This window comes from Sediminicola luteus (genome assembly GCF_040566555.1).
In the GTDB taxonomy this organism is placed as follows: Bacteria; Bacteroidota; Bacteroidia; order Flavobacteriales; family Flavobacteriaceae; genus Sediminicola.
Genome location: NZ_JBEWYP010000002.1, coordinates 416309 through 428620, shown reverse-complemented (window position 1 = coordinate 428620; position 12312 = coordinate 416309). Strand labels below are relative to the sequence as shown.

The 12312-nt window shown below is 41.4% G+C and carries 11 protein-coding genes; 4 read left to right on the top strand and 7 right to left on the bottom strand.

All coding sequences use genetic code 11. The features are described 5' to 3' along the window. Position 1 precedes the first annotated feature (1 nt). The 4 genes from ABXZ32_RS05545 (at position 2) to ABXZ32_RS05530 (ending at position 4617) form a co-directional block, all read left to right on the top strand. Positions 2 to 2005 (top strand): fumarate reductase/succinate dehydrogenase flavoprotein subunit, encoded by a 2004-nt coding sequence (locus ABXZ32_RS05545; RefSeq protein ID WP_354617675.1) that lies wholly within the window; start codon positions 2 to 4, stop codon positions 2003 to 2005. 53 nt (positions 2006 to 2058) lie between these two features. After that, the gene (locus tag ABXZ32_RS05540; protein WP_354617674.1) at positions 2059 to 2805 is read left to right on the top strand and encodes a succinate dehydrogenase/fumarate reductase iron-sulfur subunit; all 747 of its coding nucleotides are present in this window, start codon (positions 2059 to 2061) and stop codon (positions 2803 to 2805) included. Between the two features lie 109 nt (positions 2806 to 2914). Further along, the gene (locus ABXZ32_RS05535) at positions 2915 to 3409 is read left to right on the top strand and encodes a very short patch repair endonuclease (protein WP_354617673.1); all 495 of its coding nucleotides are present in this window, start codon (positions 2915 to 2917) and stop codon (positions 3407 to 3409) included. A gap of 50 nt (positions 3410 to 3459) precedes the next feature. Further along, positions 3460 to 4617, top strand: a complete 1158-nt coding sequence (locus ABXZ32_RS05530) for a methionine aminotransferase (RefSeq protein ID WP_354617672.1) — start codon at positions 3460 to 3462, stop codon at positions 4615 to 4617. Here ABXZ32_RS05530 and ABXZ32_RS05525 read toward each other — a convergent pair. The 7 genes from ABXZ32_RS05525 to ABXZ32_RS05495 all read right to left on the bottom strand — a co-directional run bounded on the left by ABXZ32_RS05525 (position 4614) and on the right by ABXZ32_RS05495 (position 12152). After that, complete coding sequence (locus ABXZ32_RS05525) at positions 4614 to 5768, bottom strand: serine hydrolase domain-containing protein (protein WP_354617671.1); 1155 nt, start codon at positions 5766 to 5768, stop codon at positions 4614 to 4616. The genes ABXZ32_RS05530 and ABXZ32_RS05525 overlap by 4 nt on opposite strands. A 23-nt stretch (positions 5769 to 5791) precedes the next feature. Further along, positions 5792 to 6313, bottom strand: a complete 522-nt coding sequence (locus ABXZ32_RS05520; protein ID WP_354617670.1) for a GNAT family N-acetyltransferase — start codon at positions 6311 to 6313, stop codon at positions 5792 to 5794. Positions 6314 to 6693: 380 nt separating this feature from the next. After that, a complete protein-coding gene (locus ABXZ32_RS05515; protein WP_354617669.1) occupies positions 6694 to 7347 on the bottom strand; it encodes a CoA transferase subunit B in 654 nt (217 codons plus the stop codon). A 2-nt stretch (positions 7348 to 7349) separates the two neighbouring features. Beyond that, complete coding sequence (locus ABXZ32_RS05510; protein WP_354617668.1) at positions 7350 to 8051, bottom strand: CoA transferase subunit A; 702 nt, start codon at positions 8049 to 8051, stop codon at positions 7350 to 7352. A gap of 111 nt (positions 8052 to 8162) precedes the next feature. Then, a complete protein-coding gene (locus tag ABXZ32_RS05505) occupies positions 8163 to 10493 on the bottom strand; it encodes a transglycosylase domain-containing protein (RefSeq protein WP_354617667.1) in 2331 nt (776 codons plus the stop codon). After that, positions 10493 to 10975 (bottom strand): gliding motility lipoprotein GldH, encoded by a 483-nt coding sequence (locus ABXZ32_RS05500; RefSeq protein ID WP_354617666.1) that lies wholly within the window; start codon positions 10973 to 10975, stop codon positions 10493 to 10495. The genes ABXZ32_RS05505 and ABXZ32_RS05500 overlap by 1 nt, the downstream gene beginning before the upstream one ends. Then, positions 10968 to 12152, bottom strand: a complete 1185-nt coding sequence (locus tag ABXZ32_RS05495; RefSeq protein ID WP_354617665.1) for a PSP1 domain-containing protein — start codon at positions 12150 to 12152, stop codon at positions 10968 to 10970. The genes ABXZ32_RS05500 and ABXZ32_RS05495 overlap by 8 nt, the downstream gene beginning before the upstream one ends. Positions 12153 to 12312: the final 160 nt, after the last annotated feature.

Here is a 12312-nt window from a genome sequence, read left to right as displayed (position 1 = left end):
TATGGGAATATTGGATTCAAAAATTCCATCTGGCCCTTTAGCCGATAAATGGACAAATCATAAAAATGCAATTGACCTTGTCAACCCTGCCAACAAACGTAACATTGATGTTATCGTAGTAGGTACTGGACTTGCAGGTGGCTCTGCCGCTGCAACCTTGGCTGAGCTAGGTTATAACGTAAAGACTTTCTGTTATCAGGATTCTCCAAGAAGGGCGCACTCCATTGCTGCCCAAGGAGGTATTAATGCTGCAAAAAACTATCAGGGAGATGGTGATAGTAACTACCGCTTGTTTTACGATACTGTAAAAGGTGGGGATTACCGTTCCCGTGAAGCCAACGTATATCGATTGGCAGAAGTTTCTGCTAATATAATTGACCAATGTGTGGCTCAAGGGGTTCCTTTTGCACGTGATTATGGTGGATTATTAGACAACCGCTCTTTTGGTGGGGTGTTGGTTTCACGTACCTTCTACGCCAAAGGTCAGACCGGACAACAATTATTGCTTGGTGCTTATTCTGCTATGAACAGACAGATAAACCGAGGAAAAATCCAATCTTTCAACCGTCACGAAATGATGGATTTGGTAAAGATTGATGGAAAGGCCCGTGGAATTATTGCCCGTAACTTGGTTACCGGTGAAATTGAGCGTCATTCTGCACATGCTGTAGTTTTAGCCTCTGGTGGATATGGGAATGTATTTTTCCTTTCTACCAATGCTATGGGAAGTAATGTAATGGCCGCATGGAGAGCACACCGAAGAGGAGCTTTCTTTGCCAACCCATGTTATACACAAATCCACCCTACCTGTATTCCCGTTTCTGGAGATCATCAGTCAAAATTGACGTTGATGTCAGAATCATTACGTAATGATGGGCGTATCTGGGTACCAAAGCATAAGAAAGATGCCGAAGCCATAAGAAATGGAAAATTAAAACCAATAGAACTTAAGGAAGAAGACAGGGATTACTACTTGGAAAGAAGATATCCAGCCTTTGGTAACCTGGTGCCACGTGATGTGGCTTCTAGAGCAGCCAAAGAACGTTGTGACGCCGGTTTTGGTGTGAACAAAACAGGAGAAGCCGTTTACTTGGATTTTGCTGCTGCCATCATGAGATATGGTAAGGAAAAAGCATTGACCTCCGGACTAAAGGATGCCGATGACAATACCATCCGTCAATTGGGTGAAGAGGTAGTTGAGGCCAAATACGGTAACCTTTTCCAGATGTACGAAAAGATTGTGGATGAAAACCCATATAAAACACCGATGAAAATTTATCCTGCAGTGCATTATACAATGGGCGGACTTTGGGTTGATTACAACCTACAGACTACCATTGAAGGATGTTATGCTGCCGGGGAGGCCAACTTTAGCGATCACGGAGCAAATAGATTAGGTGCTTCAGCCTTGATGCAAGGATTGGCAGACGGATATTTTGTATTGCCATACACTATTGGAGATTACCTATCCAAAGATATTAGAACTGGAAAAATTCCAACCGACACCGCTGAATTTGAAGCCGCAGAAAAAGAAGTTCGCGATAGGATTGCTAAATTGAAGGCAGGAAAAGGTACTCATTCTGTAGATTATTACCACAAGAAATTAGGAAAGATCATGTGGAACAAATGTGGAATGTCCCGTAACGCCAAAGAACTTCAAGAGGCCATTGACGAGATATCTGCTCTAAGAGCTGATTTCTGGGAAAATGTACGTGTCCCTGGAAGTCCTGAAACAAAAAACCAAGAATTGGAAAAAGCTGGTAGAGTAGCAGATTTCTTGGAATTGGGAGAATTGTTCGCAAAAGATGCCCTAACTAGAAACGAGTCTTGTGGAGGTCACTTCCGTGAAGAGTATCAAACTCCAGAAGGAGAAGCCCTAAGGGACGATGAAAACTTTAAGTTTGTTTCTGCCTGGGAATACAAAGGCGAACCAAAAGAAGCTATTCTTCATAAGGAAGACTTGATTTACGAAAATATAGAATTAAAGACTAGAAGTTATAAATAGGTTACCGCTGATGGTGGTGTATACTACCAACTACTAACAACAAAGCAAAAGCTATGAAGCTGAATCTAAAAATATGGCGTCAGAAAGATGCCAACACAAAAGGCCAAATTAAGGATTATCCTATCGATGGTGTCGATGGGGATATGTCTTTCTTGGAAATGATGGACATCCTAAACGAAGACCTTATTACTAAAGGAGAAGAGCCTGTAGAATTTGACCATGATTGTAGGGAAGGTATTTGTGGGTCTTGTTCCATGCAGATCAATGGGGAGCCACATGGTCCAGATCGTTTGGTGACTACCTGCCAATTGCACATGCGTAAATTCAACGACGGAGATACTATCGTTATTGAACCGTTCAGAGCTAAAGCTTTTCCTGTGATTAAAGATTTAATTGTAGATCGGAGCTCCTTTGATAGGATCCAACAAGCTGGTGGGTACATTTCCGTGAATACGTCAGGAAACACTGTTGATGCCAATGCCATTCCTATCAACAAAGAAAACGCAGACGACTCTTTTTACGCTGCAGCCTGTATTGGTTGTGGGGCCTGTGTAGCGGCTTGTAAAAACGCAAGTGCTATGTTGTTTACCTCTGCAAAAGTATCACAGTTTGCATTATTGCCTCAAGGTCAAGTTGAAGCTACAGAAAGGGTTCAGAATATGGTACGCCAAATGGATCTGGAAGGTTTTGGTAACTGTACCAACACCGGTGCCTGTGAGGTAGAATGTCCAAAAGGAATTTCTTTGGAGAACATCGCTAGGATGAATAGGGAATACCTAAGTGCCAATATAAAAGGATAAAACTATAGAATAGATTTTTCTGATATTTCAGAAGCAAACCCCATCCCTTTTCAGGAATGGGGTTTTTATTTGCCTGTACTTGTGTTTAAAAAATACTTTATCTTTAAACATGTCCAAGGTCTATGATGAAGAACGAATAATAGTTCCTCGCTTCAACGAGGCATCGGGTTTTTACACCACTCCCGAACGTTCCAAAATCATGGCCAAAATTCGGGGCAGGAATACCAAGCCCGAACTACTTTTTAGAAAGGCCCTTTGGGCGGCCGGATACAGATACCGCATCGATTACAAAAAACTCATTGGCAAGCCCGATATTGTGCTTAAAAAATACAAAACCGTCATCTTCATAGACGGTGAATTCTGGCATGGTTTCAATTGGGAGGAACGAAAGGCAAAAATCAAGACCAATAGGGAGTTTTGGATTCCAAAAATAGAACGCAACCTACAGCGGGATAGGGAAGTAAATTTCGCCTTGAAAACTAAGGGATATAAAGTGTTTAGGTTCTGGGAGAAGGAAATAATAAAAGAACTGGATGAATGCTTACATCAGGTTATTTCACATTTGAGGCATCTGGAAAAGGGACAATCCCTCCCTAAATCTTGAGGCTAAAGGATGTCGTCAAAATATCCTACATTTATGATACAACAAGACCTATGCAACCATTCAAGCCAACTATTACAAGTAAATTACCAAAGGTGAGCACTACCATTTTCACCATCATGTCCCAATTGGCAGCCGAGCAAAATGCTTTAAACCTTTCACAAGGGTTCCCCAATTTTGCTCCAGACCCACTACTCATAAAATTGGCTACCGATGCGATGCAGGCAGATTACAACCAATACGCTCCTATGCAAGGGATATTGCCATTGAGGGAAGTGATTGCTGACAAGATCGAGAGTCTTCATGGCGCCCAATATCATCCAGAAACAGAAATTACCGTTACCGCAGGCGCAACACAAGCCATTTATACTGCCATCTCTGCCTTTATTCGCCCTAATGACGAGGTAATTGTCATAAAACCCGCTTATGACTGTTATGAACCGGCTATTGAAGTTAATGGAGGTGTTCCTGTTTTCGTGCAGCTGCAAGGCAAGGATTATAAAATGGACTGGTCAGACTTCCGGAAAAAAATAAATCCCAAAACGAAGATGGTCATCATCAACACTCCCCATAACCCCACTGGAAAAGTATTCTCCAGAGAGGACATGCTGACTTTACAGGAAATTTTGAAAAATACAGCTGTCATTCTCTTGAGTGACGAAGTATACGAACACATAATTTTTGATGGAGAAAGGCACCATTCTGCAAGTTCCTTTCCTGATCTGGCCTCTAGAAGTTTTGTTTGTGCTTCTTTTGGAAAAACGTTTCATATAACGGGTTGGAAGATGGGTTACTGTGTTGCCCCAAAGGAATTGATGCGTGAATTTCAAAAAGTACACCAATTTAATATCTTTTGTGCCAACCATCCTTTACAACAAGCATTGACCTCATATTTGAAGAATCCTGAACATTATTTAGAGTTGAATGCCTTTTACCAGGCAAAAAGAGATCTGTTTCTTTCTGGGCTGGACGGAACCAAATTTACATTTACCCCTGCCCAGGGCACCTACTTTCAGTTGCTCGACTATAGCCAGATTATCCATGAGCCAGACCATGACTTTGCAAAGCGACTCGCCATTGACCACAAAATAGCCAGTATTCCTGTTTCAGGATTTAATTTGGACCAAACCGACCACCATCAGCTTCGATTCTGCTTTGCCAAAAAGGATGATACCCTACAAAAAGCTATTGATATCCTTATGGAAATCTAATTGAACGACCGACTTATCTTTCCCATAAACTCTTCGATCTTTGAAGGCTCCAACCAGCGCGTAACCACTACGAGATCATTCTCTTTATCAATAACAATAAAATTACCTCCAAACCCTGCGGCATAGTAGATTTTGTCCGATAGCTGTTTCCAGTTCCTATCGCCCTTGGTATTTAGCCACCACATAAACCCATAATTTGGATTGGGACCAGAAGGAGAAATTGCATCCGTGATCCATTTTTTACTAATCAACTGATCATTCCTCCATTTTCCATCGTTCAGGAACAACATACCAAACCGGGCCATATCTTCTGTATTGATAAATATTCCTGCCCCCGAGTGACCGCCACCAGTAACAGATTTCATTTGAACCCCATCAATTTCCGTCCAAGCATGGTCGTACCCAAACCATCGCCATGTGGTACTGGCATCAATTTTATCCATTAGTTCCGTTTTTAGAACCATAGGCAAAGGTTTGCGCAAGACATGAGTTAAGGCATAAGCCAAGACATTTACACGTACATCGTTGTATTCCATAACAGTGCCAGGTTCCTGCAAGGTTCTATATTTCCAATCATCAAGACCCCCTTCTTTTGGCGGCCTATCTGCCCAATCCTTACCTCCCCAAAGTTCCCCAGACCAGTCAGAATTTTGCTGTAACAAATGCCTCCAACTAATTTTACTATTGTGCTCTCCATCAAACGTTCCATCCCAAATATAGTCACCAACCTTATCGTCCACATTTGAGATCAACCCTTTATCAACGGCCAAGCCAGCCATCGTAGAAAGAAAACTTTTGGTAACACTAAAGGTCATATCTACCCTTTTGGTATCCCCCCAGCTCTTAATGAGATATCCTTTTTTAAGGATCATCCCTGCCGGCCCCCCACGTTTTTTAGTGGGACCCAAAATTTCGTGGAAAGGTTCGCTTTTGAACCCTTCAAGGATAGCGATACGTAAATCCTTTGAACCGCTATATTCGTTGGCCTTAGCAAAAGAGACTGCCTCCTCTAAAACTTCATTTTTTATTTTGAAATCCTTTGGGCTTCTTTGCTCCCATACACTGCTTTTTGATGGGAAATAGTAAGATGCTTGGGCATTAACCGAGATATATATCAGTCCAAAAATGAACGCCAGTACCACTCCTTTCATATTTTCTGTTTTTTAATCTGTAATTATTGATCAATATCACAACGCATCAACCAATCTGTCTGCTTGTCCTTACCTATGTAATAAGGATGTGTTCCAAATTTCTGGAACCCATAAACTTCATAAAAGGCGATTGCTTTTGTGTTGTGTTCCCAAACCCCTAACCAAACAAAGGTCTTATTCTTATGCTTTGCCAAAGCTTTGACCTGTTCCAGCATCCACCTGCCTATCTGCTTTCCTTGAAACTCGTTTAATACATAAATGCGTTCCAACTCGAAGGAATTCTCGTCTTTGATATCGGTCTGAGCCTGAAGTTGATTCAATTTAAAATACCCAACTACCTCTTGGTTTAGATACACAAAATAAAAATCAGAATCTGCATTCAAAACCTCATCCGCAATACGATCAGGGTCAAAGGCAAAATCGAGATAGTTTTCAAAGTCTTCCGGATTATTATCCTTTTCAAACGCATCAATAAAGGTCTTTCTTGATAGTTTGACTAGAAGATCCAACTGATCTAATTCACATTTTTGAAGCCGTAATTCCATTGGGTAAAATTTGTTGCTTAAAAGGCGATTGAAGATAACGAAAATTAGGCATAAAAAAAGAGCAATGTCAGGGACATTGCTCTTTGATCTTTTTCTAAAAAGAAGTTTACAACATGAAAAGCTTTTTTACCAAGGCTAGTACACCTCTGTAAAAACCACTACGATCAATGTAAATTACTTCCTCTTCAGGCAAATGGTTAATTTGTAAGTCCATAACATTAATTTAGGCAAAAATTAAATTTGGGGTTTAATTTTTAGGTTCGCCCTAAATATATTTCGATTTATGGAATTATCAAAATTATTGTTGTGAACATCATGCAAAATGTGGCAAAAAAAATAAAAAAATAGGTCTGTCCGATGAACTACCTATCTGAATTGGTTTAAAGCGCCATTTCTGGAATATCTCCTTCAATGATCAAGGTGCCTTCAGTTGCCTTTTTGACATCTTCCACACTTATACCCGGTGCGGTTTCCAACAATTTAAATCCTTTTGGTGTCACTTCCAAAACAGCCAAATTGGTCACTATTTTTTTTACACAACCCACACCAGTTAGTGGAAGGGAACATTTTTTTAGCAATTTGGATTCCCCGGCCTTATTGGTATGCATCATGGCAACTATGATATTTTCGGCCGAAGCCACCAGATCCATGGCTCCTCCCATGCCCTTTACCATTTTTCCAGGAATTTTCCAATTGGCAATATCCCCATTCTCAGAGACTTCCATGGCCCCAAGAATGGTAAGGTCCACATGTTGCCCTCTGATCATTCCAAAACTTGTTGCAGAATCAAAAAAAGAAGCTCCTGGCAAGGTGGTTATTGTCTGTTTACCTGCATTGATAATATCGGCATCTTCCTCTCCCTCAAACGGAAAGGGACCCATCCCCAAAACCCCGTTCTCACTTTGGAATTCTACACTTATGTCTTCCCTTACAAAGTTGGCTACCAAGGTTGGTATACCAATACCGAGGTTGACGTAATATCCGTCCTTTACTTCCTTGGCAATTCGCTTTGCTATTCCGTTTTTATCCAACATAACTATGATCTTTGTCTTACGGTTCGTTGCTCAATTCTTTTCTCGTAGTCCTTCCCTTGGAATATTCTATTTACAAAGATTCCGGGCACATGTATCTCATTCGGATCCAAGGCACCCGCAGGCAAAAGCTCCTCCACCTCTGCTACGGTTATTTTGGCAGCCCCACACATACATGGATTGAAATTTCTCGCGGTTCCCTTAAATATAAGATTCCCAGCTTCATCCCCTTTCCATGCCTTTACAAAGGCAAAATCGGCCTTAAAGGCTTCTTCCAGTACATACATTTTACCGTTAAACTCACGGGTCTCCTTTCCTTCTGCCACTTCCGTGCCGTAACCGGCAGGGGTATAAAAGGCAGGAAATCCAGCTTGAGCAGCCCTGCATTTTTCAGCTAATGTACCTTGGGGCGTTAATTCCACGTCGAGTTCCCCGCTCAACATTTGGCGTTCAAACTCATCGTTCTCCCCTACATAAGAGGAGATCATTTTATTTACTTGACGCTTGTGCAATAGGAGGCCAAGTCCAAAGTCATCTACACCAGCATTGTTGGAAATACAGGTAAGATCCTTTATTTCAATTCGTACAAGCTCGTTTATTGCATTTTCCGGGATTCCACAGAGACCAAAACCTCCAAACATAAAGGTCATTCCATCCTTTACGCCTTTCAAGGCTTCTTCTACAGATCCTACAGTTTTAGATATCATATAATGAAGTTTAGTACAGGTAATTTACAAAAAACATCCCTAAGACATAACGTATATATGCATTAGGTTTGGCTGTGGATATGAAATCGAGATAGTTCTAGAATTAATAAGCTAGAAGTCCAGATCATCCAAATCATCAGTCGGTTTTTTCGTGCCAGGAGCCGCTTCATCAATTTTGTTACAATCCACATTGATGCTCAATTCCTCTGGCTTTTCAAAAGCCTCTACGGATATTCCCAAATCTTTATCGGCGTAATTCTTCTTCATGTAAAGCCCCCAAATAGGAAGTGCCATAGAAGCTCCTTGCCCATAAGTAATACTTTTAAAATGGGTGGCCCGTTCTTCTCCCCCAACCCATACTCCGGTCACCAAATTAGGGACCATCCCCATAAACCAACCATCACTCTGGTTTTGTGTAGTTCCCGTTTTACCGGCAATTGGGTTTTTAAATTCATATGGATATCCAGTGATCACTTCTTTATAAACCGTTTGGTCTTTTGATCCAGAGGTCCTTAATCGTGTACCTGAGCCTCCTTGGGTAACCCCTTCCATTAAATTTACCATGGCATAGGCTACATCCTTACTCAATACATCCTTAGTTTCCGGAATATATTCATAAAGCACGGTTCCATTTTTATCTTCTATCCTGGTAAGCATTACAGGCTTCACATAAACCCCTTGGTTTGCGAAGGTACCATAGGCCCCTACCATTTCATACACGTTGATATCGGGTGTTCCCAAGGCGATAGATGGCACTTCAGGGATATTGGAGGAGATTCCTAAATTCTTTGCAATGGTCACCACAGATTTTGGCCCTATACGGTCCATCAATTGGGCCGTAATTGTATTTACGGAATTGGCCAGTGCGTATTTAAGTGTCATATTCTCTCCGGAATATTTGCCATTTGAATTGGAAGGACACCACGCCTCCATATTTCCATGTTTATGTGCTTCAATACAATATAGGATATCCGATAACACATCACATGGAGATAAACGCAATTGGTCTATGGCTGCGGCATAAACGATAGGCTTAAAGGTAGAACCCACCTGACGAGCGCCCTGAATCACGTTATCGTATTGGAAATGCTTGTAATTTAAGCCTCCTACCCATGCCTTTACATGTCCTGTTTGCGGTTCCATGGACATCATAGCGGTTCTTAAAAAGGATTTATAGTACCGGATGGAATCCAATGGGGTAAGAAGTGTATCTTTTTCCTTTGTGGGACTATTCCAATCAAAAACGGTCATTTCCGTAGGCACCTTGAAAGAAGCTCTAATCTCCTTATCGGATTTCCCATCATTTTTCATGATCCTCCATCTATCAGAGGATTTCATGGCCCTTTCCATAATGCTGTTCACCTCCTCCGGCGTAATGTCCAAGAAAGGAGCTGTTTTATTTCTATCAGGGGTATTCTGGTGAAAGAATTCTGCCTGCAGCTTTTTCATATGCTCCTGTACCGACTCTTCAGCATTTTGTTGCATACGGGAATCAATGGTTGTATAGACCTTTAGACCATCCAGGTAGATGTTGTATTTATCCCCGTCCGGTTTTGGGTTGTCCCTTACCCATTTGTTCATAAAGCCTTGAATGTACATCCTGAAATAGGTTGCCAGTCCTTCCCGATGGGATTCAGGGTTGAAATTGATATCCATTTTTGTGGCCTGCAAAGAATCACTCACCTCTTCAGTGATATAGTCGTATTTGGCCATTTGCTCCAACACAGTATTTCTACGATTGAACACCAACTCTTCCCTACGTATTGGATTGTAAAGGGAGGAGTTTTTTAACATGCCCACCAAAACTGCAGATTCTTCAACCTTAAGGTCTCTTGGTTCCTTTCCAAAATAGATTTTAGAGGCAGAACGTATCCCATCAGCTGCATAACCGAAGTCATAGATATTCATATACATGGCTATGATTTCTTCCTTGGTATACTGTCGTTCCAAACGGATCGCAATGACCCATTCCTTCATTTTCTGGAGAATTCGGTCCAAAGTACTTGCCGATGCCCTTTCCGTAAATAATAATTTTGACAGTTGCTGGGTGATGGTACTTGCCCCACCTTTGGTCCCTAAATAGGCCACTGCCCTAAAGGTTCCCCTAGCATCAATTCCTGAATGATCATAGTACCTGGCATCCTCGGTCGCCACGAGCGCATCTATTAGGTTCTGTGGCAATTCTGAATAAACCACAGGGGTCCTATTGTCATCCAGATACAATTTGCCTAGTGTTTTTCCGTCAGAGGAAATGATTTCCGTAGCCAGATTGGTCTGTGGGTTTTCCAGACGGTCAAACGAGGGCAATTCCCCGAATACCCCCCAAGAAGCTAATAAAAATAAGAGTGCCAATGCCCCTATCCCCGAGGCAAACATGATCCAAAACCATTTGATGTACTTGGAAAAATTTGTGTTCTTTTTTTTCTTTGGAGCGGCTGCCATTAATTACTTTTTTCTATTTGAAAACCAACGTCTGTTATTCCTTTAAGATCCATGATCCCTTCCACACTGCCATTTTTTCTCATGGCATGAGAAATTTCTAAAGTATATACGCCCTTAGCAGGGAAAACGACGTTTTCCTTATACCATAATTTATTCTCTTTGAGACTTCCATGCCCCGTTCCGAGCCATTCCCCATCCGGTTTGGACATCTCATATTCCAGGGTATCCTTGATGGTCTCCCCAGTAGGAAAATTAAGTTCTGCGATCAAAAATAGATTGCTATAGGAATAGGTCTCGTCATTTCTGATATTGATAAAGATATTGTGTTTGGAGATGGTATCCTGTTCTGTAAACTTGAAGGATACGATATTGTCCTTGTTCCAATACCCATCGTTTGTAGCTTTATATTCCGAACGCACAGTATTGGTTTCACAGGAAGCCAGCACCATGAGTACAAGAATCGGCAAGATATTCTTAAGCATTATTAGCGGGTCGTTTTTTATTGTTTCTACGCTTGTTATTTTGGTTTTGGCTTTTATTCCTTTTCCGTTTTTGCTTAGGTTTATCGAATCGGGTAAGGCTATCTTGTCCTACGACATTTTCGAAAACTTTTTCCTTTTCTACGCTTACCACTTCATTGTCTGCTGAATACTCCTCTAAGCTGGCAATCTTCTCGTTGTTCTTATTTTTTTCAAGTATTTCATTGACCTGATCCTTGGTCAAAGCATGCCAGTTGGCAGGCTCATCCCTATAGGAAAACCAGAGCATACTCTTGAATATGTCTACTTTTTGACAAAAAGCTACCCCTTTTCCTGTGGAGATCCTAGTCTCTTGGGATGGAAAGTCTTTTAAGGCATCCAGGTATACGTCCAACTCATAGTTTAAGCAACATTTAAGCTTACCGCATTGACCTGCCAATTTCTGCGGGTTAAGGGACAATTGCTGATAGCGCGCTGCGGCGGTGCTGACGGACCTAAAGTCTGTCAGCCATGTAGAACAGCATAGTTCCCGTCCACAAGACCCAATACCCCCAAGACGTTGTGCCTCTTGTCGGTATCCAATTTGCCTCATTTCAATACGTATGGAAAAGGCCTTGGCCATATCCTTTATCAACTGTCTAAAATCTACGCGCTCTTCGGCAGTGTAGTAGAATGTCGCTTTAGATCCATCGCCTTGAAACTCCACATCGGAGATTTTCATTTGAAGATTGAGTGCAATGGCAATTTCACGGGCCCGTTTTTTGATTTCCTCTTCCCGGTCCCGGCACTTCTGCCAGATATCAATGTCTTTTTGTGATGCTTTACGGTAGATTTTAGGAAGATCCTTATCGTTGGGATCTTCTTTTTTCTTTTTCATCTGCACCTTTACCAATTCCCCGGTAAGGGTGACCATACCAATATCATGCCCTGTTTTGGCCTGAGTGGCAATGATATCTCCTATAGAAAGTGTGATATTATCCGTGTTCCTAAAAAATTCTTTCCTGCTATTTTTAAAACGCACTTCCACGCAATCAAACGGCTTTTGCCCGTTAGGAAGCGACATATTAGAAAGCCAATCAAAAACTGTCAGTTTATTACAACCATCGGTTCCACAAGTACCATTGTTCTTGCATCCACGCGGCTGTCCGTCTTTACCAGTTGAACAACTGCTACAACCCATATTTTATATATTGATTTAGTAAATAACCAAGGCTATTACTAAAAAAGGTTCATAAATAATTACTTAAATGTAAAGATAGTATAATTTGTGGCAGAAGCGAAATAAACCCTACAATTGAGTACTCGCCTCTACCTTAGCGGCATACTGCTCAAATTATTCA